The organism is Propionibacterium sp. (assembly GCF_047719395.1).
GTDB lineage: Bacteria > Actinomycetota > Actinomycetes > Propionibacteriales > Propionibacteriaceae > Propionibacterium.
The window spans coordinates 19,154-43,480 of the sequence record NZ_JBDNTB010000018.1 but is presented as its reverse complement, the minus strand read 5'-3'; the positions used below and the strand labels follow the sequence as shown (position 1 = coordinate 43,480).

The 24,327-nt window shown below is 66.1% G+C and carries 19 protein-coding genes; 13 read left to right on the top strand and 6 right to left on the bottom strand.

The annotated features are described in order from the left end of the window. Window positions 1-190: 190 nt before the first annotated feature. Complete coding sequence (locus tag ABF648_RS04915) at window positions 191-1,222, bottom strand: zinc-binding alcohol dehydrogenase family protein (RefSeq protein WP_415631177.1); 1,032 nt, start codon at window positions 1,220-1,222, stop codon at window positions 191-193. A gap of 304 nt (window positions 1,223-1,526) precedes the next feature. Here ABF648_RS04915 and ABF648_RS04910 point away from each other — a divergent pair, with 304 nt between their 5' ends. The 5 genes from ABF648_RS04910 (at window position 1,527) to ABF648_RS04890 (ending at window position 8,201) form a co-directional block, all read left to right on the top strand. Next, window positions 1,527-2,549, top strand: coding sequence for a FecCD family ABC transporter permease (locus ABF648_RS04910; protein WP_415631176.1), 1,023 nt, complete (start codon window positions 1,527-1,529; stop codon window positions 2,547-2,549). Window positions 2,550-2,604: 55 nt separating this feature from the next. Beyond that, a complete protein-coding gene (locus tag ABF648_RS04905) occupies window positions 2,605-3,411 on the top strand; it encodes an ABC transporter ATP-binding protein (RefSeq protein ID WP_415631175.1) in 807 nt (268 codons plus the stop codon). A gap of 25 nt (window positions 3,412-3,436) precedes the next feature. Continuing rightward, complete coding sequence (locus ABF648_RS04900; protein WP_415631174.1) at window positions 3,437-4,447, top strand: ABC transporter substrate-binding protein; 1,011 nt, start codon at window positions 3,437-3,439, stop codon at window positions 4,445-4,447. Between the two features lie 72 nt (window positions 4,448-4,519). Continuing rightward, on the top strand, window positions 4,520-6,310 hold the full coding sequence (locus ABF648_RS04895; RefSeq protein ID WP_415631173.1) for an ABC transporter ATP-binding protein/permease: 1,791 nt from the start codon (window positions 4,520-4,522) through the stop codon (window positions 6,308-6,310). Then, window positions 6,303-8,201, top strand: coding sequence for an amino acid ABC transporter ATP-binding/permease protein (locus ABF648_RS04890; RefSeq protein WP_415631172.1), 1,899 nt, complete (start codon window positions 6,303-6,305; stop codon window positions 8,199-8,201). The genes ABF648_RS04895 and ABF648_RS04890 overlap by 8 nt, the downstream gene beginning before the upstream one ends. On the opposite strand, the gene ABF648_RS04885 is transcribed toward ABF648_RS04890, so the two are convergent. Continuing rightward, window positions 8,152-9,636: a sensor histidine kinase gene (locus tag ABF648_RS04885; protein ID WP_415631171.1), complete on the bottom strand. Its 1,485-nt coding sequence runs from the start codon at window positions 9,634-9,636 to the stop codon at window positions 8,152-8,154. The two genes, ABF648_RS04890 and ABF648_RS04885, sit on opposite strands and share 50 nt — an antisense overlap. A gap of 148 nt (window positions 9,637-9,784) precedes the next feature. Continuing rightward, entirely contained in the window at window positions 9,785-10,519 is a 735-nt protein-coding gene (locus tag ABF648_RS04880) for a response regulator transcription factor (RefSeq protein WP_415631170.1), read from the bottom strand. 256 nt (window positions 10,520-10,775) lie between these two features. Between ABF648_RS04880 and ABF648_RS04875 the strand changes: the two genes are divergently transcribed. The 3 genes from ABF648_RS04875 (at window position 10,776) to ABF648_RS04865 (ending at window position 13,021) form a co-directional block, all read left to right on the top strand. Beyond that, window positions 10,776-11,519 carry a M50 family metallopeptidase gene (locus ABF648_RS04875; protein ID WP_415631169.1) on the top strand — a complete coding sequence of 248 codons (744 nt, stop codon included), beginning with the start codon at window positions 10,776-10,778 and terminating at the stop codon, window positions 11,517-11,519. A 117-nt stretch (window positions 11,520-11,636) separates the two neighbouring features. After that, window positions 11,637-12,245, top strand: a complete 609-nt coding sequence (locus ABF648_RS04870) for an NAD(P)-dependent oxidoreductase (RefSeq protein WP_415631168.1) — start codon at window positions 11,637-11,639, stop codon at window positions 12,243-12,245. Window positions 12,246-12,721: 476 nt separating this feature from the next. After that, window positions 12,722-13,021: a beta-1,3-glucanase family protein gene (locus tag ABF648_RS04865; RefSeq protein ID WP_415631167.1), complete on the top strand. Its 300-nt coding sequence runs from the start codon at window positions 12,722-12,724 to the stop codon at window positions 13,019-13,021. A 2-nt stretch (window positions 13,022-13,023) separates the two neighbouring features. On the opposite strand, the gene ABF648_RS04860 is transcribed toward ABF648_RS04865, so the two are convergent. Next, a complete protein-coding gene (locus ABF648_RS04860) occupies window positions 13,024-14,790 on the bottom strand; it encodes an alpha/beta-hydrolase family protein (protein WP_415631166.1) in 1,767 nt (588 codons plus the stop codon). A gap of 149 nt (window positions 14,791-14,939) precedes the next feature. Further along, complete coding sequence (locus ABF648_RS04855; RefSeq protein WP_415631165.1) at window positions 14,940-16,073, bottom strand: glycosyltransferase family 4 protein; 1,134 nt, start codon at window positions 16,071-16,073, stop codon at window positions 14,940-14,942. A 146-nt stretch (window positions 16,074-16,219) separates the two neighbouring features. Between ABF648_RS04855 and ABF648_RS04850 the strand changes: the two genes are divergently transcribed. Next, the gene (locus ABF648_RS04850; protein ID WP_415631164.1) at window positions 16,220-18,343 is read left to right on the top strand and encodes a glycogen debranching N-terminal domain-containing protein; all 2,124 of its coding nucleotides are present in this window, start codon (window positions 16,220-16,222) and stop codon (window positions 18,341-18,343) included. A gap of 192 nt (window positions 18,344-18,535) precedes the next feature. Here ABF648_RS04850 and cobA read toward each other — a convergent pair whose 3' ends face one another. After that, window positions 18,536-19,309, bottom strand: a complete 774-nt coding sequence (gene cobA / locus ABF648_RS04845) for a uroporphyrinogen-III C-methyltransferase (RefSeq protein WP_415631163.1) — start codon at window positions 19,307-19,309, stop codon at window positions 18,536-18,538. A gap of 378 nt (window positions 19,310-19,687) precedes the next feature. On the opposite strand from cobA, the gene ABF648_RS04840 reads away from it, so the two are divergent. The 4 genes from ABF648_RS04840 (at window position 19,688) to ABF648_RS04825 (ending at window position 24,327) form a co-directional block, all read left to right on the top strand. Further along, window positions 19,688-21,547 (top strand): MFS transporter, encoded by a 1,860-nt coding sequence (locus ABF648_RS04840; protein WP_415631162.1) that lies wholly within the window; start codon window positions 19,688-19,690, stop codon window positions 21,545-21,547. A gap of 19 nt (window positions 21,548-21,566) precedes the next feature. Next, window positions 21,567-22,091, top strand: a complete 525-nt coding sequence (locus ABF648_RS04835) for a MarR family winged helix-turn-helix transcriptional regulator (RefSeq protein WP_415631161.1) — start codon at window positions 21,567-21,569, stop codon at window positions 22,089-22,091. An 80-nt stretch (window positions 22,092-22,171) separates the two neighbouring features. After that, a complete protein-coding gene (locus ABF648_RS04830) occupies window positions 22,172-23,095 on the top strand; it encodes an ABC transporter ATP-binding protein (RefSeq protein WP_415631160.1) in 924 nt (307 codons plus the stop codon). Next, a complete protein-coding gene (locus tag ABF648_RS04825; protein ID WP_415631159.1) occupies window positions 23,092-24,327 on the top strand; it encodes an ABC transporter permease in 1,236 nt (411 codons plus the stop codon). The genes ABF648_RS04830 and ABF648_RS04825 overlap by 4 nt, the downstream gene beginning before the upstream one ends.

The following is a 24,327-nucleotide window of genomic DNA, read 5'->3' as shown; positions in this document are numbered from 1 at the left end:
CCCGAGCACTCCGCTCAGAACTCCCCCATTTCGTTGCTTTTCGGGCGAGACTCTTCCCCCCAACCCGGTTTGGGGCCCCCGCCCCACCATGAGTGTCGCGGGCCCCAATCTTTCTGCATTGCCGGGCTCCCAACTCTGAAACGGTTCAGAGCGAGAACCCGCCACCTGGGCTGTCGAGCTCAGCGACGCCTCAGTCTGTCCATGTCAGGGCGATCTTGCCAGTCACATGCCCGTCCTCCAAGGCCTCATGAGCGGCCCGCAGATTCTGGGCATTCACAGGCCCCAAGGTCTTGGTCAAGGTGGTGCGAATCTTGCCGTCGTCCACGAGTTCCGCGATGCGGTCGAGGATCTCGTGCTGGCGCACCATGTCAGGCGTCTGGAATACCGGGCGGGCGAACATGAACTCCCAGTGGCACGACAGCGCCTTGCCCTGGAACGCCGAGTAGTTCATGTCGTCGGGCTCGTCGGTGAGAAGAATGTGACCGAAGGGTCTTGTCACGTCGAGCAGCAGGGACGACATGCCCTGGGAGCGGGTGGAATAGACGTGGTCCACACCGTCGGGGGCGATGGCGAGCACCTGCTCGGCGAGATCGCCCTCGCGATAGTTCACGACATGGTCGGCCCCGAGTTCGCCGGCCCAGGCCTTCGACTCGGGGCGTGACGCCGTGGCGATCACGGTGAGCCCGGTGAGAGCCTTCGCGAGCTGGATGACCATGGAGCCCACACCCCCGCCGGCGCCGATCACCAGCAGGGTGCCCGAACTGAACTCGTCGAGGCCGAATTTGTCGAACAGACCCTCCCAGGCGGTGAGCCCGGTGAGGGGGAGCACGGCGGCCTGTTCATCGTTGAGGCTGTGAGGCTGATGCCCCACGATGCGCTCGTCCACGAGCTGGAAGCGCTGGTAGCAGCCGGGACGGTCCACGCTGCCCGCGTAGTAGACCTTGTCGCCCGGGTGGAAGAGGTGGGTGTCGGGCCCGGTGGCCACGACCACGCCCGCGGCATCCCAGCCGAGGACCTTGTCGTCATCATCGCCCGGCCCACCGACGCGAATCTTGGCGTCCACCGGGTTCACCGAGATGGCCGAAAGTTTCACCAGCAGGTCGTGACCCGTCGGTGCCGCGGGTGTGGGGATCGTTGCGTCGACGAGACTGTCGGGTCCTTCGATCGGCCCGCCAGCACGCGTCAGCACTGCTGGAATCGTGGACGGAATGTCATCTGTCATGCTGTGCCTTCCTCTGAATCGGCGTGAGATGGATCCACCACGGGTGGATCTGAGTGCCGCGTTTGGGTGGCGCATACAGACGCTAACTCGCGTGACGCCGTTACCCCAGCGTTCGCCTGCCCGAATCCGGTCCGAACAGTGCGGTCGCCATCTCCGTCTGCATGCCGTGTCCGACGAGACGCCGGGTCGGCCAGGATCTTCATCCCGTGCTGGTATCCGGCATGTCCGGCTTATTGCTAATGATTCTTAATATGGTTAATCTGCTCCGGTCAGCCCACCCGGCTGAGCCACCAGAGGGGTTTCCATGCGCCGTGCCGATTCTCTGCGTCTCGTGACGCTGATGGTTCTCGGTGCTGCGCTGGTGGTGGTCTTCCTGGTGGCGCTGGGGCTCGGGCCCATTCATGTGCCGGTCGAAGGGACGGCGGCATCGCTCGCGCGGCTGGTCACGGGACGCTCGGTGGGCACTGGCACCGATGGTCTCATCGGGGCGGTCAGACTGCCACGGGTGTTGGTGGCAGTGCTTGTCGGGGCGGCTTTGGGTGTCGCTGGGGCCGCCATGCAGACCATCTTCCACAATCCGCTGGCCGAGCCCGGCATCACAGGCGTCTCCTCCGGCGCCGCGCTGGTGGCGGTGCTACTCATCGTCACCGGACTCGCGAAACAACCGTGGATGCTCCCGATCGGCGCATTCTTCGGGGCCATGCTCGTGGTCACACTCATCCAGGCCATCGGTCTGGGTTCCGCGGGGGTGTCCAGCGCCCCGCTGCTGCTGGTCGGGATCGCCCTCAATGCCTTCCTCGGGGCAGTCATCAGTGCCGTCATCGTGAATGCCAAACAGGCCGAGCAGGCGCGATCAGCGCTGTTCTGGCTCAACGGTGATCTCACCGGGCGCACCATGGCCGATGTCCGGATAGCCGTGCTGCCGATCCTCGCCGGCATCGCCGGGGTGCTGTGGAACGTCCGTGAACTCAACCTGCTGGGCCTGGGGGATGCGACGGCGCAGACCGCGGGTCTTGATGTGCGCAGGGCCAAACTCAGGATCATCGCAGCCGCCGCGCTCGCCACGGCCGGAGGAGTGGCGATCACAGGCATCATCGCCTTCGTCGGCCTGGCCGTGCCGCATCTGGTACGTCTGCTCTGGGGCGACGACCACCGCTTCGTGGTGCCTGCCAGTGCCCTGATGGCAGCAATCTTCCTGGTGGTCGCCGACACCTGCGCCAGGATGATGTTCAGCCCGGTCGTGCTGCAGACGGGTACGGTGACAGCCCTTGTCGGAGCGCCATTCCTGCTGTTCCTGGTACTACGCCGTGCCAGGAGCGAGCGATGAACCGCGCCGGAGGGCGGGCACCGGCTCCAGCTGTGCCTGCCAGCTGGAGCGCACGATGAAAGCACAGCTGGGCCCCGTCCCGGGCAGCCCTGCACTGTCCGTGAGCGGGTTGTCCGCCGGCTACCGACGGCGCGCCGTGCTGCACGATGCCACCCTCGACATCGATGCGGGCCTCGTGCACGGAATCATCGGCCCCAACGGCGCGGGCAAGTCCACCCTGCTGAAGGCTTGCCTCGGCCTGCTGCCGAGCCAAGGACGACTGCTCGTCCACGGGCACGACGTCCGGGCTGTCACGGCGCGGGATCGGGCGAGGCTGATGGCCTACCTGCCCCAGCAGGTTGCCACCACCTCCCGGCTGACCGGCAGAGCCTATGTGCAGATGGGCCGCTACGCGCGGCAGCCGCGATTCGGCGGCATCTCCGCCGACGACGAGCGCGCAGTAGAGGAGGCCCTCCGGCTCACCGGTTCCGCCGGATGGGCGGACCGGCCCGTCATGCACGCCTCCGGCGGTGAACGTCAGCTCATCGCACTGGCCAGGGCGATCGCCCAGGATGCCGCCATCCTCATGCTCGACGAGCCGGTTGCCGCGCTCGATCTCGGCCATGAACTCGCCGTGCTGCGGCTGCTGAGGCCCTGGATCGCCGGCTCGCCGCAATCGCGCACGGCTGTACTGGTGCTGCACGACCTGACCCTGGCGGCTCGCTTCTGCGACCGGCTCACCCTGCTCGTCGACGGCCAGGTCGGCGCCACCGGCGCGCCCGATGAGGTTCTCGTCGCATCGAATCTGCGTGACGCCTATGGCGTCGACGTGAACATCTCCACTCTTCCCGCAACGGGAACCATCGCGGTCACTCCGCTGTGACCCACATCCAGAAAAGGAAACAGTCATGACCCCTATGACCACGTCGCGTGTGACAAGGCGTTCAACGCTCGGTGCCGTATTGGCGGCCAGTCTTCTGGCCGCTGGATCGCTGGCCGGATGCTCCCAGAGCGCTGCCACCAGCAGTGCGCCCAGCAGTGCCTCGGCAACCGGTGCGCACTGGCCGGTCGCGGTGAGCGTCGACGGCACCACGGTCACTGTTCCCGCCGAGCCGACCAGAATCGTGGCGATCACCTCCGAGACCGGCGACCTGGCCCTCAAGCTCGCCGGGCCCTCCCGGATGGCCGCCATCTCGGCCAACAGTCAGTTACCCGCCATGGGCACCGCCACCGACCTGGCCAAGCAGGTTCCCAACACGCTGCCCTCGACCACGGATCCCGACCCCGAGAAGGTGCTGTCCTATCAGCCAGATCTGATCGTCTCCACCCTTCGCCACGACGGTGAGAAGGCCGCCAACCAGCAGCTCGAGGCCTCTGGCGTTCCGGTGATCAGCCTCAACCCGTCCGACTTCACCACCCCCGAAGGCATCGAATCCGCCATCGGGACACTTGGCCGAGCGTTCGGTGAGCAGAACAAGGCCACCCAGCTGAGCGACCAGATGAGTGCCGCCATGAAGGCCGTTGATGCCGAACGCGGGGCGAATCATCCCACCACTCTGTGCCTGATGGCGCGCGGCAATTCCGTGATGGCGATGGGCGACGACCAGATGCTGCCCGGCCTCGTCAAGCGTGGTGGCGGCACGAATGCCGGTGCCGCCGTCGACCTCACCCAGACCCGGGCCGTCGACGCGGAACTGATCGCGAAGGCCAATCCGCAGATCATCTTCCTGGAGGACTTCATGGGGACGGGCAACAAGCCCTTCGCCTCGCTGCTGGCAAACCAGGCCGTGGCACAGGTGCCTGCCGTCGCCAACAAGCAGATCTACCTCATCCCGATGACCCAGGCCTCCTCCATCTCGGGGACGCAGACGCCTGACGGCTACCGGACCATTGTCGATGACCTGAAGAAATCGTCCTGATCCGACCGGACAGGCGGTTGTGCCCGGCAGCCGGCGGCGAGAACACTGTGTATCTGTGAACGAGGAGTACCTGTGAGCAAGGACATGCCAGGCGGTGCGGCAGCGCACCATGCTGCTGTCGGTCTCGGCACGCCCGCCGGGGCGCGCATCGTCCGCGTCACCGTGGTGCTCGACCTGCTGGCCTCGGTGGCCGCGGCCGTCTTCCTGGTCCTCCTTGCTCGGCTGATCGCAGCAGAGTTCTCCCCATCGATGCTTGTCACAGCGCTCATCGCCGCCATCTGCTGGCTGCTCGCCGCCATCGTCCCGCAGTGGCTGGGCACCACCAGCGCAACCACCGAGGAGGCGCCGCTGAGGGAGCGTTTGCTGAGGCGCTGGTGGTGCATCGCGTCCTTCGGGCGCCGCGATGAGGGCTCGGGTGCCAGGATTGCCCTGTTCACCGACTCTGTGGAGCGGTACACGCAATTCCGGCAGGGCTTCATGGGTCCGCAGATCGCCGCGAGCATCTCGCCGCTGCTCGTGCTGGCGGTCATCGCCATCGCGATCGATCCCCTCACGGCCGTGATCCTGGCGGTGATGGTTCCCCTGGTGCCATGGGTGGTGAAGCGCTTCTCAGTGCTCTCCCGCGCGGCAGCCACCGAGTCCCGCCAGATCCGCAGCAAACTGGCCAACCAGTACCTGGAGTCCATACAGGGCCTGGAGACCCTCACGATTCACCACGCCGCCGGGCGCACCGCCGGGCAACTCGCCGCTGCCGGAGAGCAGAATCGGCGGGCCACCATGCGCGTCCTGGCACGCAACCAGCTCGTGCTGTTCTTCTCCGACGCGGTCTTCTCGCTGGCACTGGTGACGCTTTCGGCCGTGCTGGCCGCATGGCGGCTGGAAACTGGTGCCATCACTCCCGCCGGCGCCATCGCTGTGGTGCTCTGCTCGGTGCTCCTGCTGCAACCCCTCGACCTCATGGCGGGAGGTTTCTATGTGGGGATGGCCGGACGCGCAGCCCAGCGCGCCATCACCGGATTCCTCACCGGTCAGAAGTCTGCGGGGCACGGCCGACCGGCCCACGGGGGAGTCGCCGGCCAGCAGCTCACGGCCAGCTCGGCGGACGTCTCACCGAGGACCTCCCGTTCGCAGTCTCCAGATCCTAGGTCCCGTACGCAGTCATCATGCGGGCCCGCCGACGCGAGTGCGATCATCGAGGTCCGCCATGCCACCCTGGGCTACCCGGGAACAGACGTGCTGCAGGATTGCTGCTTCCGGCTCGAACGCGGTGCCCGGGCCGTCATCGTCGGGCCCTCCGGTGCCGGGAAGTCGACCGTGCTCAGGGCATTGAAGGGCGACGTGATTCCCACCCGGGGACAGGTGACCGTCGCGGGCATCCCGCTCACCGCCGCGACTCAAGCCCAGGTACGCGCCCGGAGCGCCATGGTCACCCAGAGCACCTGGCTGTTCACCGGCAGCATCCGCCGCAACCTGTCCCTTGTGAAACCTGACGCCAATGACGAGCAGCTGTGGCAGGCACTGGACCTGGTGGACATGCACAACTTCGTCGAAGGCCTTCCTGCTGGAATCGACACACAGGTGGGCGAGCGCGGCCAGGCGCTGTCCGGGGGCCAGGCCCAGCGACTCTCGCTGGCGCGTGCCTTCCTGTCCGGACGCCACCTGCTGCTGCTCGACGAGCCGACCTCCCAGGTGGATCTGTTCTCCGAGCAGGTCATCATGCGGGCCCTCGACCAGCTCGCCGCCGATCACACGGTCGTGCTTGTCACCCACCGGATGCCTGCCGCAGCGGATGCCGATCAGGTGTGGCAGGCCGAGGCAGGGCGGCTGCGCAGGACGGACCGGACGGAGGGGCGCAATGTCTGAAGTCAATGGGGCGGAGATGACTCGGGACGGCGTCGCTGGCACGAGATCCACGCCGGCGGACCGCACGGCCACCCGGCAGGGGACCGGCTTCCGTCCGGCGGATGACCGGGACGGACCACACCGCACGGAAGTCAGCCGCTGGCTCGTGCACACCACCCGTCCTGTTCTGGCGTCGCTGGCAGGCTCAACCTTGGCCCGGCTGGTGGATCAACTCGCAGGCCTGGCGCTGTTCGGTTTCGGCATGGCCGGTGTACTGGGCCTGGCAGGTACCGGGCATCCCAGCCTGTTGGCACTCCTGATCCTCCTCGTGGCCCTCAGCCCGCTGAAGGCGCTGTGCCGATATCTGGAGCAATTCCTCGGCCACTGCGTGGCCTTCAAGGCGCTGGAGATCCTGCGTGTCGAGAGCTTCAGCGCACTATGGCCCCAGGCCCCGGCCGTCCTGGCGCAGAGCCGATCCGGCGACCTGCTGCGGCGTCTCACCAAGGACGTCGACAGGGTCGAGGTCTTCTTCGCCCATACTTTCGCGCCCGCCGTCACCGCCGTGCTGACTCCGCTGGTGGCCGTGATCGGCCTGGGTGCGCTCGTCTGCTGGTCGGTGGCCGGGGTGCTGGCCCTCGGGCTCGCCCTGACCCTTTGCCTGCCCTTCGTCGAGGCCCGCACCAGCTCCGCGATTGCGCGACGGGAGGCCGCGCTACGGGGGGACCTCAACCAGACCGTCACAGATTCCGTGCAGGGCGTTACCGAGATCACCGGCTACGGTCTGGAAGATGACCGTGTCACCGGGGACCGGCGCATCGCCCAAGGCCTGACAGCGAACGGCCAGGCACTCGCCACGGTGCTGGCTTCGCGCCGAGCCCTCGCCAGGGCCATCACCGTGGCCACAGTGCTGGCGATGACCGCCGTGGGCCATGCCGAGAGCGTGAGCGTGGCAGCCCTCGCCGCTGCGGTGGTCGTCGGGTTGCGCTGTTTCAGCTCCACCCGGGCCGTCGAGGACTTCCTCACCGGCCTCGACGCCTCGCTGGCCAGCGCCCAGCGGCTGTGGCGCATCGTCCACACCCCGCCCGCCGTGACCTCGCCCGACCACCCCGCGCCAGTGCCCCCGGGACAGCTCGATGTGCGCTGGGAAGAGGTGACCTTCCAGTACCCGGACATCGGCGGCGAATCCCCTGGCGAATTCCCGGGTCAGGCCGCGGTGGATGGCGTGAATGCCCATGCCAAGCCGGGCGAGCACAGCTGCATCGTGGGTTCCTCGGGGGCAGGGAAGTCCACCCTCGTCGAACTCGCACTGCGCTACTTCGATCCAGATCATGGCCACGTGCTGGTGGGCGGGGCCGATGTGCGTCGAGTCAGCATCGAAGAGCTGCGAGAGACGATTGTCATGGTGCCCCAGCTGCCCTTCTTCTTCTCCGGAAGTGTCGCCTCGAACTTGCGTCTGGCAAGGCCTGATGCCAGTGACGAGGAGCTTGAACTGGCCTGCCGCCAGGCGCGCATCGATGACCACCTACGCAGCCTTCCCCAAGGCTACGACACCGAGGTCGGCGAACTCGCCTCCCGCTGGTCGGGTGGCCAGCGAGCCCGGCTGGCGTTGGCACGCGCCCTGCTCACCAGAGCTCGCGTGTTCGTCGTGGACGAGTACACCGCCCACCTCGACGGCGACCTCGCCGCCGAGGTCTCGGCGAGCCTGCGGGCGGCACGTCCCGAGGCCACCCTCATCGAGATCACCCACCGCATCTCGAATTCACGGCGGGCGGACCAGGTGATCGTCCTCGACGAAGGGCGTTGCGTCGAAGCGGGCCCGCCCGGCGAGCTGGCTGCTGCCGATGGCCTCTACGCGAAGATGCTCAGCCGCGAGGCGCGCCCGCAGGGGACGTCTCCGGGGGCGCTCCCGTAGGGAGCTCTTCCAATGGAATCCGGAGTGTGAAGCAGCTGTAGCCCTCGTGGGAATCCACCGAGGCCGACCCGCCATGGGCAGCCATCACCGCGGCGACGATGGCCAGCCCCAGACCCGTGGAGCCCTCCTCATCGTGGGTGCGCGCAGCGTCCGCCCGGGCGAATCGTTCGAAGACGTGCTCGCGGATCTCGGCTGGCACGCCCGGCCCGTCGTCCTGCACCGCGATCACCGCCTCACGACCCTCGATGCGCACCGAGGTCGTCACCGTGGTGCCGGCGGGGGTGTGCTTGCGGGCATTGGACAGCAGATTGGTGACCACCTGGTGGATCTGGTCGCGGTCGGCGCGGGCCACGGCCGGTTCGTCGGGCAGCTGCAGTTTCCAGTGGTGGTCCGAGCTGGCCACCTGCACGTCGGAGACCGCATTGAGCACGATCTCCACCAGGTCGACGCTCACCAGCTCCACATTGCGCCCGGCATCCAGGCGGGCCAGCAGCAGCATGTCCTCCACCAGACGGCCCATCCGCCTGGACTCGGCTGCGATGCGTCCCATCGCGAAGGCCACATCGGGGCTGAGACCCTCGGGGCTGCGCTCGCTCAGCTCGGCATAGCCACTGATCGCTGCCAGCGGATTGCGCAGCTCGTGGCTGGCGTCCGCCACGAATTGTTTGATCTTGTTCTCAGACCTCTCACGCGCGGACAGCGCCCCCTCGACATTGTCGAGCATTCTGTTGAAGACCAGACCCACCCGGCCCACCTCGTTCTCCGGATCGGTCTCACTGGCGGGAATTCGATCCGGCAGGCTCACCTCGCCGGTGTCCAGATCCATCTGGGAGACCTCTGTGGCCGTGCTGGCGAGCCGATTGAGTGGGCGCAGCGAGTCCTTCACCACCGCTCGGGCGATCACCGCCGCGCCCACGATTGCCACCACGGTGAAGACCGCCTCGATGGTGATGAGCTCGCGCATCACGCGGCTCCACCGGTCCATCGGCATGCCCAGATAGACGGTGCCGGTGATCACCCCGGAGTCTGAGGAGACGAGTGCATGATGGGCGATCACCCGATAGGCACCCAGGCCGGCCACGCTCACCGTCCGGGCCCGACCGTCTGCCGGGACACGGGTCATCGAGGCGTTGACCTCAGGTGAAGTGTCGCTGGAACGCGTGCGGTCCATGCCCTCGATGGTTCCCGTCGTGCTGCCGTCGCTGGATACGATGACGACCACTGAGCCGATGGGCAGGCCACCGAGACCGGCCGTGCCCGAACCGCGGGCGCCACGGCTCTCCAGGCCGATCGCCTGGGCGAGCTGCTGGTCGAGCTGGTCGGTGAGGATCCGGTTGACGATCACCACACCTACCGCACCCATCGCGATGGCGATGAGGGCAACGAGCGCACAGATCCGTGTGACGAGCTGTCGGCTGAGCGTCCCTTTCCCCATCGGGGACAGCGTAGTGCTCCTGTCTGCGCTTGCCGGAGCGTCTTCTCGGTGATGGATGGGCGCTGGATCCAGCGATCTCCTCGGGGCGCCTGGCTTGCCGCCCGCACCTGCGGCGACGGGACGCGGTGCGCGCAGGCGTCTGCGCCGTTCAGTCAGCTGCTGGCTTGAGCACATATCCGGCGCCTCGCATGGTGTGAATCATGGGGGCGCGTCCGGCATCGATCTTCTTGCGGAGGTAGCTGATGTAGAGCTCCACGACATTGGCCTGGCCGCCGAAGTCGTAGTTCCACACCCTGTCGAGGATCTGGGCCTTGGAGAGCACACGCTTCGGATTCCGCATCAGATAGCGCAGCAGCTCGAATTCGGTGGCTGTCAGATGAATTTCGTCACCATTGCGAGTCACCTCGTGGGAATCCTCGTCGAGCGCGAGATCCCCGACGATCAGCTCCGACTCGGAACGCTTGCTCGTCGCGCCGCTGCGGCGCAGCAGGCCGCGCAGCCGGGCCATCACCTCTTCGACGCTGAAGGGCTTGGTGACATAGTCATCGCCGCCAGCAGTCAATCCGTTGATGCGGTCCTGGACGCCGTCCTTGGCGGTGAGGAAGATGACAGGAACCTCCGGCTGTTCATTCCGTACCCGGCGCATCACCTCGAGCCCGTCGAAGTCGGGAAGCATCATGTCGAGCACGATGGCGTCGGGGCGCACATCGCGGGCCACTCGTACGGCCTCGGAACCGGAGCCGGCGGTGCTGGGCTCCCAACCTTCGTAGCGCATCGCCATGGACAGCAACTCCGCCAACGATGGTTCATCGTCGACGGCGAGGATCCGGATCGGCGTGCCGTCGGGCCGGGTGAGTTGTTCCTGTGTGTTGACAGCGGGCATGTTCATGATTTTGACAGCGAGCACACAAGTTTTCCTGTGCGATGTCTGTCAATTCGCTGTGATCGGCAGCCGGTGGCGGCATCGGCTCTGTGCGAGTCGGCTCGGTGGGATCTGCGCACACCCTCTCGCGTGCCGTGCCAGACACTGCCGGCCTCGCCCGCATCGCGGTGTGCAGGCGTACCCCACACTCGTGTCCCAGGCCTGTCCCAGACCAGTTGTTCCGTGCCGGCCAGCTGGGAACGCCACAATGGCCTGCATGGAATGGCAGGACTTCTGGGCCGGACTCGTGCTCCGCCTGCGGGCGAGTTCGACGCCGGGCCAGACTCCTCAGACCGGCTGGCTGCTGGCAGCCGCCGGCGTTGCGCTGGCCTGTCTGCTGGTGCCGGCGCTGTGGCGCCACGTCCGCACGGTCGTGACCGTGGTGCACGAGGCGGGTCATGCCCTGGTCGGTGTGCTGTGCGGCAGGCGCTTCCACGGATTCGTCGTGAAGGCCGATATGTCGGGCGAAACCATCACCTCGGGCCGTCCGACGGGTCTGGGCCGGGTGGCCACCACGGCGGCGGGCTATCCGATGCCGGCGCTGGTGGGTGCTGGCACCATCGCCGTCACCATGCAGGGCTTCGCGGGATTGGTGCTGCTGGTGTGCGGCGTGCTGCTGATCGTGGTCGCCCTCCATGCCCGGTCGTGGTACACAGGGTTCACGCTGGTGGTGCTGATCGGCCTGGTCTGCATGATGTGGTGGGCCGGGGACGCCGAATTGCAGTCAGCCGCGGTGTGCGGCCTGGGTATCTTCCTGGTGCTGGGAGGCTGGCGGCAGTGGTTCAATGTGGTGCGCTTCGGGGATCGGCGGCAGGACCCGGGAGTGCTGGCCAGCCTCACCCGCATCCCCGCAGCGCTCTGGAATGCATCGTTTGCACTGGTCATGGCCGCATTGACCTGGTTCTCCGGTTCGATGGTCATGCCACAGATCAGTGATGCCGCGCAGGCCCTGATGCCCTGATCGCAAACCATTGTCGGACGGCGATCCGATCGGCGGTGGGGAATGCCGGACGCCCCGGACGCATTGAGACCAGCAGGAGTACGGGCAGGCCGTGCGTGAATGGTTCGGGAGGGTTTCATGAAGATCGTCGTCGTAGGAGCAACGGGCATGGTCGGCAGCCGGATCGTCACCGAGGCCCTGGGCAGAGGCCACGATGTGGTGGCCGTCACCCGTCAGGGCACACAGGTGGACGGTGCGACCAATGCCACAGCAGACTTCACGGACACCCCGACAATCCTGGGTCTCGCCGAGGACGCCGATGCGCTGGTCGTGGCGGTACCGCCCTCGCGTACCAGCCCGGAGCCGATCGAGGTGAACATCGATGCGCACCAGAGGCTGATCGACGCACCGGTGAAGACCCGGCTGGTGGTGGTCGGCGGTGCCGGTTCGTTGATCGTGGACGGCACACCTCTTGTGCAGATGCCCGATTTCCCCGCCGTCGCGAAGCGCGAAGGCCTCTGGGGGCTCGAACTGCTCAAGCACTACCGGGCCGCCAGCGATGGGCTGGACTGGACCTTCGTCTCCCCCTCACCGATCATCGAACCCGGGGAGCGCACCGGGCATTACACCGTGGGTGCGGACAGTCCCGCGGGCGCCCACATCAGTGCCGAGAACTTCGCGGTGGGCATCCTCGACGAGCTGGAGAAACCAGTCCACCGCCGCGCACGCTTCACGATCGCGGACTGAACGAGCCCTGGCTGACCCAATGTCCTGGCTGAACTCGTGTGTTGACCGGACCACCGCAATGCCTTCCGGACCGGCGATCCCCGGGACATTGCCCTCAGTCCAAGGCTGCAACCAGCGACGCGGGAGGCCAGCAAGAGGGAGCAGTGCCCCGCGAAGTCCGCGCTGCCGTCAATACAGATGTGTTCGGCTGTGTTCCGGCGGGGCACAGCCGGATCGCGGTGTGGTAGCGGAATACCAGGAATACTGGGGCAGGTGGTGACGATATCTTGATGCAAATCGAATTGTCACGGAATTCCACGTTCATCAGGCCGATGCACATTCACATTTCCTGATGGTGCGGTAACGCTCCAGTGATTTTCTGGGCGAGCCGGCCAACCTGCCCCATGAAGGTCCACCCCCGGGCAGCCACCAGCTCATCGTGGAGGTTCCCAGCGGTGGCGCCGGGTGGCGCCGGGCCCGGGCACAGGCCCGGAATCGTGACCATCGAGATGGACGGCGGGCGAGGTGCGCATCGACCTGTCGGCCCCTGCTGGAAGTCGCCGGGTGACGATCAGCCCAACGGCCCGCTGGGCTCAACTGATGCTGAGCCGGTGTCCGACCCGTCGAAATTCTTCACGAATTCGCAAGGGGTGAATGCGTGTGGCAGGGCGATTCATGCGGCCATGGCGGGCGGCAAGGCATGCGCATTCCCATTCGATGATGTCGTGCACCAGGAAGCGCTGGTGGCCCAGAGCAGTCCCACGAAGATGACGATCACCGTGCAGTTGCTGAGCTGAACTCAGATCCCCATCACCCTTGTGGGCTTCAGCGTGATGTCGTGCAGCAGCGCCTCGATGATTGCGGAATGGTCGTCCTGGATCGGCAGGCCGAGAACTCCGGCCCAGGCCGGCGTCACCTGAGCCGCGTGGTACTTGTGGCCATAGCCCTCGGGCACATTGCGGCACACCGGCATGTCACTGGCCACCTGCCAGAAGGTGACGAAGGGCAGCCAGTGCATGCGGGCCATGGGGCTGTTGGTCACCCGGCGGTCGTCCAGCCACTGGGGATGCCTCCAGAGCAATGTGGTGGACCACCACACGACAGGATCGGTGTCGTTCTGCAGGTAGACGACTCGCGGGTGCTGCCAGGCGTCCAGCGGGGTGCCGAACTCGTCGTTGAGCAGCTCGCGACTGTTCTTCGCGAAGCGCACATTCCGGCCACCGTCGATGACGGGGTTCACCGCGGTGGAACCGGGAGCACGCCGGGCGGTCAGCAGCTGGTGCATGGGCGTGAAGTCGGGTGTGCCCAGCCACACCGCACCGTCGATCCGCGAGAGCATGTCCTCCGGTGTCTCGAAGATGCCATTGGAGCCGTAGGCGCCCAGCGATTCACCGCCCAGGTACAGCTTGGGATGCTTGCCACGGGGCAGCTGCTTGACGCGGGCCTCCACCGCCTCGAACAGGATCCGGCTGGCCAGCATCGGCGTCTCCTTGCCGGTGAACAGCGTGATCGCGCTGGGCAGGCCCGAGTACTGGGTGGCCACCGTGCAGCAATCGCCGCCGGTGAGGTACTCGAAGGCCGAGGCGCTCCACTCATTCACATTGCCGCGTCCGGTGGTGGTCACGATGGAGATGGCCGAGCGTTCCCAGGCGCCCTCGCGGTCCATCTCGGCGATGGCGGCGCGGGCGATCTCGTGCAGGTCCCGTCCGTTGAGCGCGGCGTAGGCGCGCAGAGGCTGGAGTGCCGGCCTGCCGGTGACCTCCTCGATGCGAGCCCTGTCGGGGCCGCCGGAGACGAATCGCTTGCCCTGGAGCCCGAGCCCGTCCCAGTGCTCCGGGGACGACGGGCTGCCGGAGCGGCTGGGATCAGTCGGCTGGGTGACGCCCAGCGGTGTGGTCTGGTCGACCCGCTCGGATGCGGTGCGGCCCACGCCGATGACGCCGCGCAGGATCACCTGGTCGAAGACCACGACGATCGTTCCCAGCACGATGAGGGTGGAGACCATGCGGGCCAGCAGCGTCCAGGTGATGCGATTGTTGAGGTGTGTGGTTCCCCAGTCGATGGCGGCCACCGTGCCGCGCCACTGCAGGATGAACAGCGCGAGGATCAGACTCGCCGCCCCGGTGGACTTGATGGCCCAGCTCGCGCTCGGGCCCTCTGCCCTGCAGTACCGGGCGGTGCGGCGCTGTGAGCGCAGGCTGGCCAGCGGGATGCCCACCAGCGCTGCGGCCAGCACCACCAGTCCGGCCACCAGCCAGATCCGTTTGCCGCGACGCAGCCGCACCTGGACACCGAAGAGGTCTGCCAGCACGCCCGTCATCCAGCTGACCAGCAACCCGGTCTGGTAGCCGAACATCGCTGACAGCGCTCCGATGAGGCCCTGAAATCCGGTGGAGCGGGGCAGTAGCGAGGGGGAGTAGGCGGCCACATAGCCGATCAGGCCGCCGGTGGTGCCGGCAACGGACAGCCCGCGGAGATGGGCTGCCCGCCAATCCACCAGGCGATCGAAGAGTTGGGCGCGCAGCAGCTCGGACGCCGGATCTCTCCGGCCCAGGTGTCGCGCCATGACTGACACCCTATGCACCGGGAGCATCTGGCCGCCAACCGGGAGTACAGCCCATCTGCTCGTCGTGGCGTCGATCGGTGCGGGTGGCGGGGAGATCGTGCCGAAAGGACTGCGATTGTGCGCTGCGCACTGCGCGGGCGGCCGATTCCTCAGGCGGCCGCCCGGCCGGCCGCCTGAGTGGGTGTCGGGCCACCACTGCAACAGCCGGCAAGGACATTGCGGTAGAGGCGTTCGTAGCCGGCCGCCATCACAGGCAGGTCGAAGCGGAGTTCGGCGTCCATCCGGCAGGCATGCGGATCGAGCTCGCCGACCCTTCCAATGGCCGACACCAAGGTCTCCATGTCGGCGCATATGAAACCGGTCTCGCCATCGCGGACGATCTCGGGCACGGCGCCGCGCGGGGTGGCCACGATGGGTGTGCCGCAGGCGAGCGCCTCGGGCAGCACCATGCCGAAGGGCTCCTCCCACTGGATGGGGAAGACCAGGCAGGCAGCCTTGGCATACAACTCGCGTTTCAGCTGCGCATCGGCCTCGCCGACATATTCCACATCTGGGCCGAGCAGCGGCCGGATTGACTTGTCGAAATAGCATTTCTCAGCTGCTTCGCTCACCTTGCCGGCGAGCACGATCCTGCGTCCCGCCCGGCGAGCGGCCTCGATGGCCAGGTGCGGGGCCTTGTCAGGGCAGAAGCGCCCGATCCACAGCACCCAGTCCTGTTTGTGCTCTTCGAAGGGGAAGGAACTCACATCGATGGCATTGGGCACGCAGCCCACCCAATTCAACCCGGGGCATTGGCGCATCTGCGCCCGTGAGATGGCCACGATACGGACCTTGGTGCCCAGCCGCTGGTAGTAGTCGCCGTTGTCGCCGCTGACCGGATTGTGCATCGTGACGACGGTCGGCTGGGTGCGCCCGCCGGCGAGCAGCGGCCCCGCGGAGGAGTTGTCGTGCACGATGTCGAGGTCCAGATCGCTCAGCGCCCGATCGGCTTCGGCGGCCAGAACCAGTTCAGGCATCACGGTGAAGCCGATGCGCTCCGACGGTGGTTCCTCGTACACGCGGACGAAGTGCTGAGCTGCCGTGCCATTGTGCCCCGAAGCGACGAGTGTGACCTCGTGGCCGCACGCAACGAGCTGGTCCACCAGGGCCGAGACCACGGCTTCGATACCGCCATACCCCTCGGGGGGGAGCTCGAACCATGGCGGCGCGATCATGCCGATCTTCAACGGAGCTGTTGTGGCACTGGGAGGAGTCGTTGTGTCGGCCGTGACGGTCGTCGTCATGAGCATCTCTTTTCGAGTTGTTCCCCGGAGAACAACTCATTGATTCAAAAGACTCTTAATAAGAATAGCGTTAGGAAACCTACTTTTTGAGGAGTAAGTTTGATTTGTTCTGCATCGATGAATGTGAATGTGAATGTGACGGCGACATGGAGCTGAACGGCGCAATCCGGCCTGAGCAATTCGACGACTATGAAGCACGCCCCGGGAGCATCGGCCCGGTGCCTCGTCTCGACCAGACGGTGACCTTCGTGGAAGGCGCATCGTTCTGCGTGTGCGAGGCGAACGGCGAGATTGTCCCGGACAGGGCGGACGGGCTGTTCGTGCGCGACACCAGGCTCATCTCGCGCTGGCAGCTGCGCATCGATGGCAAGGACATCGAGCCACTCAGCGTGATCCCCGGCGAGCCCTTCGAGGGTCGTTTCATCGGCCGGATTCCGGCGCGTCCGGGAGCGGTGGAGCCCACAGTGCTCGTCGAACGACACAGGATGGTGGGCGACGGCATGCGGGAAGACATCGTCATCACCAATTACGGCGTGGAACCGGCAGGCCTTGACCTCAGCCTGCATGTCGAGGCCGACTTCGCCGACCTCTTCGAGGTGAAGGATCGGCGCTCCATGCTCCGCGTCAGCGTCGAATCCAGTGCCGACCAGGCTGGCCTGCACTTCCGTGCGGAGCATCCTGGTGCGGAGCATCGGGGCGTGCGGATCACCCTGCCGGGCGCCGATGCCGTGCCGGGTTGTCTGCACACGAGAGTGGTTGTGCCCGAGCACGGTACCTGGCAGGGCAGCGTCGAGGTGGTACCGCTGATCAGCGGCACCGAACTGGCCGAACCCTTCCCGCTGGACCGGCCGCTCACCAGCACCGGCCCTGCTCTGCGCATGAAGGGCTGGCGTGCGGCGATACCGGCGATCCAGGTGGACAATCCTGTGCTCGCCCGCGCGCTGGCCACCAGCGAACGCGACCTCGGTGCGCTGCGGATCAATGATCCGGAGCATCCCGACGACGATGTCGTGGCTGCCGGTGCGCCCTGGTTCATGGCGCTGTTCGGGCGCGATTCACTCATCACCAGTTCGCTCATGCTGCCTTTCGTGCCGAGCCTGGCGCTGGGCACGCTGCGCACCCTGGCGCGCCTGCAGGGCACCAGGGAGTCACTGCTCAGCGAGGAGCAACCGGGTCGCATCCTGCACGAGGTGCGGCTGGGGGCCGATCTGTCTCTCGCGCTGGGTGGTCAGTCGGTCTACTACGGCTCCATCGATTCCACCCCACTGTTCGTCATGGTGGCTGGGCAGGCATTGCACTGGGGTGTTCCGTTGTCCAACCTGGCCCATCTTCATGCTGGGGTGGATGCAGCACTGGACTGGATCGACCGCTACGGCGACCGAGACGGCGATGGCTTCGTCGAATACCAGCGATCGACCGATCGTGGTCTGCCCAACCAGGGATGGAAGGATTCCGGGGATTCGGTGAGCGACGAGAATGGCCGGCTGGCAGAACCACCCATTGCGCTCGCCGAGGTGCAGGGATACTGCTATGCGGCCAAGAAAGCCGGAGCAGATCTGGCAGAGGCCTTCGGGCATCCCGATCATGCCGCGTCGCTGCGTAGCGAGGCCGAGGCCCTCAAACAGCGTTTTCACGAGGCCTTCTGGTTGCCCGAGGAGGGTTTCTACGCGATGGCCCTGGATGGTCACAAGCGTCCGATGCGCGTCAGCAGCTCGAACATCGGACACTGCATGTGGACAGGAATCGTCAAGGACGAGGTGGCCGGGGCTGTCGTCGACAGGCTCGTTGCGCCGGACATGTTCACAGGATTCGGTATCCGCACGCTGTCATCCGAGGCCATGCGTTACAACCCCGCCAGCTACCACAACGGATCGGTGTGGCCCCACGACACCGTGCTCGCGGCGGCCGGGATGACGCGTTACGGCGCGAGGAAGGACGCCACCCATGTGGTCGACGGCCTGCTGGACGCGCTCGACGCCTTTGCCGGGCGGCTCCCCGAGTTGTTCTGCGGTTTCGCGCGCTCGGACAAGCCTGTGCCGGTGCCCTATCCGACATCCTGCTCACCGCAGGCATGGGCGGCTGCGACACCCTTCGAGATTCTGCGAATCAGCTTGGACCTGGAGGCCGATGTGCTCGCTGGCGGCGCCAGGGCCGCTGCGGTGCCTGCCAGCATCGGGCGCGTGAGAGTGCGCCGGGGGCCGCAGGGTTCGACGCTGGTCGATGTGGACGCCGACCAGACGGGTGCTTTCGTCGTTGGGCCGCAACGGTGAGCACCCAGGAGGCGGTGCTCATGGCGCGATGTCGAACGGATCAGGGAAATCCGCGAACTCATCCATGAGGGGCTGACCCCGGCCGGGGTGAGACACGTTCTTCTCCTGCGTCACCGGGTCGCCGAGCTGGAGAATGAGTTCTCCCTGCTCAAGGGACGGCTCACCGGCAACGCCGGCTCCCGGCACGCTTGGTCAGTGATCGCTGGGCGGACGATGGTCGGGGTGGGCCAGATCGATACCGGCGAGCTGGCCCACGACCACCAGCGAGGGGGGCACGACGTGGTGGGCGTCCATCTCGGCGACTGCTTCCCCGAGGGTCGTGCGCCAGGAGTCCTGGCTTGCCAGGCTCGCATTGCTCACCACGGCCACAGGGGTGTCCGGGGCGAGCCCGCCGGTCATCAGCTCCGGTGCGATCTCGCGCAGGTGCGCCACCCCCATGAGGATGACGAGTGTCATCTGGGTGCGGGCCAGTTCGCGCCAGGGCACCTCGGAACGTGCGTCACTGGGCGAGACATGCCCTGACACCACCGTGAAGCCCTGCACCAGGTGACGATGGGTCAAGGGGATGCCCACCAGTCCTGGGCCGGAGGTGGAGGCCGACACGCCGGGGATCACCCGCACCGGGACGCCGGCTTCGGCGCACGCCTGCCACTCCTCGCCGCCACGCCCGAAGACGAAGGAGTCGCCACCCTTGAGCCGTACGACCTTCTGGCCGGCCTGGGCGTGGGACACCAGGAGCTGGTTGATCTTCTCCTGCGGCACATAGGCGCCGCGGGGAACCTTGCCGACCGGGATGAGCTCGGCATCCTCGCGTGCCTCGGTGAGCACCTCGCCAGGAGCCAGCCGGTCGTACAGGACGACATCGGCCTGCTGGATCGCCTGCAACCCGGCCACCGTGATGAGTCCAGGATCGCCCGGGCCCCCGCCGACCAGGGTGACGGTGCCGGGCAACAGCTGGGTGTTCATCGATCCTCCATGGGTGAGGCGTGCGCCGAGTGGCCCGTCCAGCCAGGATCAGGAGGACCACGGGTCACCATAGTTTGGCAGTGGTAGGGCCCCGCAAACGTGGCCTACGCAGGGGTGACCTCTGATTTGCACTCGTGCGGTCCGTGCCTATCATTTGCTTAGCGTCAAACAACTGGTTTGTGGTCCGCTCGTGATCCGAGTTTCTCGGTGCGGAGTCGATGCCGTCCCGGTGCGTTGGCCCGTACCGGTCGGTGCCTCCTCCAGATCATGTACGAGGGAGTCTGCGTCAGCGGATCCGATGTGCTGGTCCAGGTGCCAGGCCCGCAACCCCACGGCAAGAGACGCGGCGGCCCAGTCTGTCGCCCCAGAGAGAAGAGCATGTCCTTGATCACCCGGCCTGAGGGATCCACCTCAGGTAGCAGTTCCCCAGTCCTGTCCCAGCGCTATCACTGGGTCGCCCTGTCCAACACCACCCTCGGCATGTTGATGGCCACCATCAACGGTTCGATCGTGATGATTTCGTTGCCCGCGATCTTCAAAGGCATCGGTCTGGACCCGCTGAAACCCTCCAATGTGAATTATCTGCTGTGGGTGATGATGGGCTACATGGTCGTGACGGCCATCTTCGTGGTGCCCTTCGGCAGGCTGGGTGACATCTTCGGCCGCGTCAAGATCTACAACCTCGGCTTCGTGGTCTTCACTCTCGCCTCGGTGCTGCTGGCCCTCGACCCCTTCTCCGGCGCGTCGGGCGGTCAGTGGCTGATCTGGTGGCGGATGGTTCAAGGCCTGGGCGGCGCCATGCTGTTCGCCAATTCCACCGCCATTCTCACCGATGCATTCCCCGCGCCGCGGCGTGGCATGGCCCTGGGCGTCAACCAGGTGGCAGCCATCGCCGGTTCCTTCGTCGGCCTGCTCATCGGCGGGCTGCTCTCGGTGGTCGACTGGCGGGCCATCTTCTTCGTGAGCGTGCCGGTCGGCGTGTTCGGCACCATCTGGGCCTACACCTCGCTCAAGGAGACCGGCACCCGAAATCCGGGTCGTTTCGACCTCCTCGGTAATGCGGTCTTCGCTGCCGGTCTGGGGCTGCTGCTCGTCGGCGTCACCTATGGAATTCAGCCCTACGGGGGGCACAGCACCGGCTGGACAAGCCCCTGGGTGCTGGCCGAACTGATCGGCGGGCTCGTGCTGCTCGCCATCTTCGCCGCGATCGAACTCAAGGTCGAACAACCGATGTTCGAGATCCGGCTGTTCAAGATCCGGGCCTTCGCGGCAGGCAATCTCGCCACCCTGCTCGCAGCTGTCGGGCGGGGCGGATTGCAGTTCATGCTGATCATCTGGTTGCAGGGCATCTGGCTGCCGCTGCACGGGTACAGCTTCGAGTCGACGCCGCTGTGGGCGGGCATCTACATGCTTCCCCTGTCGCTCGGTTTCCTCATCGCGGGCCCCATCTCCGGGACGCTGTCCGACCGCTTCGGCGCGCGGCTGTTCGCCACCCTCGGTCTGAGCATCGTCACGGTGACCTTCATGCTCCTGTTGTTCATGCCGGTCAACTTCAACTACCTGGAATTCGCCGCGGTGATCTTCCTGTCCGGCATCGGCTCTGGCATGTTCGGCGCTCCCAATCGCACCGCCATCATGAATTCAGTGCCTGCCAACCAGCGGGGCTCCGCATCGGGCATGTCCAGCATGCTGATGAACACCGGCAACTCGCTGTCGATCGGCGTCTTCTTCTCGCTGATGATCGTGGGCTTCGCCTCGTCCCTGCCGCAGACCCTGAGTGCAGGCCTGATGGCCCACGGCGTTCCTGCGGAAGCTGCCCATGCCATTGGCAACGAGCCGCCTGTCGGCCTGCTGTTCGCTGCCTTCCTCGGCTTCAACCCCATCGGGGAATTGCTGCGCGGCGCCGGGGTGGGCAGCCTGCGCCCGGCCGACGTGTCGGTGCTCACCGGCAAGCAGTTCTTCCCGAATCTCATCTCCGGACCCTTCCACGACGGGCTGATCGTCGTGTTCGGCGTTGCGGCGATCCTCACCCTCATCGCCGCAGGGGCGTCCATGGTGCGCGGTCAGCGGTATGTCAACGAGGCTGTGGCACTCGACGAGCTGTCCCAGGATGGCGGTGAGCTGGGCAGCTTCGATGGTCACGGTGGCGGGGATGTGGACGAGATCATGGCCCTCGAAGTGGACGGGCACCTGTCGGCAGAGGAACGTGAACTGATTCGTGCGGGCCGTGAACTCTGATACCAGAACAACTGATCCGATGAGCAGTACCGAGGCCGGGCCGGATTCGGCTGCCACGACACTCGGCCGGGCTGGGTCGGACGAGCCTGCGGCATCCCCTCCGGGGGCCGAACAGAACCTTTCCTCGGCACAGTTGCGCGAGGTGTGCGACCTTGCTGCCCATGTGATTCCCGTCGTCAACCGCCGATTCCGTGTCGGCGGCAATGAGCTGGGGATCGGCATGCGCTCTGCCCTGTTCGAGTTGGAACGCGGCGGCCCCCGTCGCTCGGGCGACTTGGCGCGTATCGAGGGCGTCGCCGCCCCCACCATGACGCGCATGCTCGCGGCGATGGCCGAGCGCGGCTATGTGGAGCGCCGTCCCGATCCTGATGACGGCCGTGCCTGCCTGGTGAAGATCACCGAGGTGGGTTCTCAAGCCCTCATCGAGGCCCGGAAGGCCTATGCAGCCCGGATCGAGGTCGTGCTCCGGGAGCTCGATCCCGATGAACTCGTAAGGGTGGGCGAGGCCTTGCAGGCCCTTGTCGACGTGGGGCTTGCCGGCTGACACGGCTTTTTCGCAAGCACCCGGTGTCATTAGGGGATAGAACCAGTTGGAATGTCCGTGCCCGCTGCTAGCTTGGCTGCATGGAAGCCACCGCGAGGGGTAGCGCCGCCCCTGCCATCGAGGTTGATCACTTCCGCATGGTCTTCGGATCCAATGAGGTGGTCAAAGACCTCTCCTTCAATGTGTCGCGCGGTGAGACCTTCGGTTTCCTCGGGTCCAATGGCTCCGGCAAGACCACCACCATCAGAGCGCTGCTCGGCCTGTATGAGCCTTCCGGCGGGCGGCTGCTCGTCAACGGGAAGAAATTCAGGCCCGGCCAGCAGGGCCTGGGCTATCTGCCTGAGGAACGCGGCCTGTACAAGAAGGAACAGGTCCTCAAGACGATGGTCTACTTCGGTCAGCTCAAGGGCATGACGGCACCCGATGCGCAATCCTGGTCGCTGGACTACCTGGACCGCGTCGGCCTGGCAGACAAGCAGCGCACCCGGCTGGATAAGCTCTCCGGCGGCGAGCAACAGAAGATTCAGCTCGGTGTCACCGTGATGAATGATCCCCAGCTGCTCATCCTCGACGAGCCCACCAAGGGTTTCGATCCGGTGAACCGCCGGCTCCTGATGGACATCATCGACCAGCAGCGGCAGGCTGGGGCCACCGTGGTGATGGTCACCCACCAGATGGACGAGGTGGAGCGGCTGTGCGATCGGGTGCTGCTGCTCAAAGATGGTGTGGCAAGGGCTTACGGCAGCGTCGAAGAGGTGCAGGAGCAGTTCGGCGCCGCTTCGGTCATCGTGCGGTTCACCGGCGTACTGCCCGCCTCGCAGCTGTTCAGGATCGCCTCGGTGGACAACGGCCGCGCCGAGCTGCTCCTCGCGGCTGGCGTCGAGCCTTCCCAGGCGCTCGCCGAATTGACAGCCTCCGGCATGAGCATCTCCGAGTTCACCCCACGACGACGTTCGATGGATTCAATCTTCGTCGAGGTCTACGGCAAGGAGGCCCACCTGTGAGTACGAACAGTAATCTCCGCACCGTCATCCGCTTCGAGGTGGTCAGGGCCCTGACCAGACGTAGTTTCTGGATAGCCACCTTGGCGGTTCCGGTATTCATCGCCGTCATCATGATCCTGCAGGTCAGTTCCAATTCGACGATCTCCAGCCAGGCCGACGACCAGGCATCTGCCAAGATCACCTTCTCCTATGTGGACGACTCCGGCCTGGTCGATCCGGCCATTGCAACCGCCGCCGGTGGCACTCGCATCGCCGACCCTGCGGCGGGGGTGGCCGAGGTTCGCGAAGGTCACATGGACGCCTTCTTCCACTACCCGGCCAACCCCTCACACGAGCCGATCGCGGTGGCCGGCCGCGACATCGGCATATTCGGCTCCGGCAAATACGAGGCGGTCGCCACATCGGTGCTGAAAGGAAGCGTCGATGCGAAGATCGGCGATCCGAGACTCACCGCGATCAGCGCCGGCGAGGTGAGTGCCACCACGACCACCTACAAGGACGGTGTGCAGACCGGGGGCATTCGCGAAATGATCCCGGCGCTGGTGTTCCCGCTGATCTTCCTGATGGCGATCATGCTGCTCGGCAACCAGATGCTGTCGTCCACCCTGGAGGAGAAGGAGAACCGGGTCACCGAGATGATCCTCACCACGATCGAGCCCAACCGGCTGATTGCTGGCAAGATCATCTCGTTGTTCATCGTGGGATTGGTGCAGTTCCTCGTTTTCCTGGTGCCCAGCGCAGTGGGCTATCTGGCGTTCCGCGACAAACTGAGCATGCCCGCAGTCGATCTCTCCACCCTGGTCTTCTCGCCGGAGAGACTGGTCATCGGCGTTCTCCTGCTGCTGGGTGGCTTCTCACTCGTCGCAGGAAGCCTGGTGGCGGTGGGGGCCGTCATGCCCACCGCTCAGGATGCCGGTCCGGTGTTCAGCGTGATGATCATCATGGTGTTCATGCCCTTGTATGCGATCACGATGATCATTTCTGATCCGAGCGCGCCGATCGTGCTCTTCTTCAGCATCTTCCCGTATTCGGCGCCACTGACCGCCATGGTGCGCAATGCGATGGGCACGCTACCGCTGGGCACCGCGATCGCCACCATCGTGTGGTTGTTCGCCCTGGCGGTACTGGCCATGATGGCCGCGGTGCGGTTGTTCAAGTACGGATCGCTGGCATATGGCCAGCGACTGAGCCTGCGGACGCTGCTGCCTGGCGCGCGCGACCAGGCTTCCTGA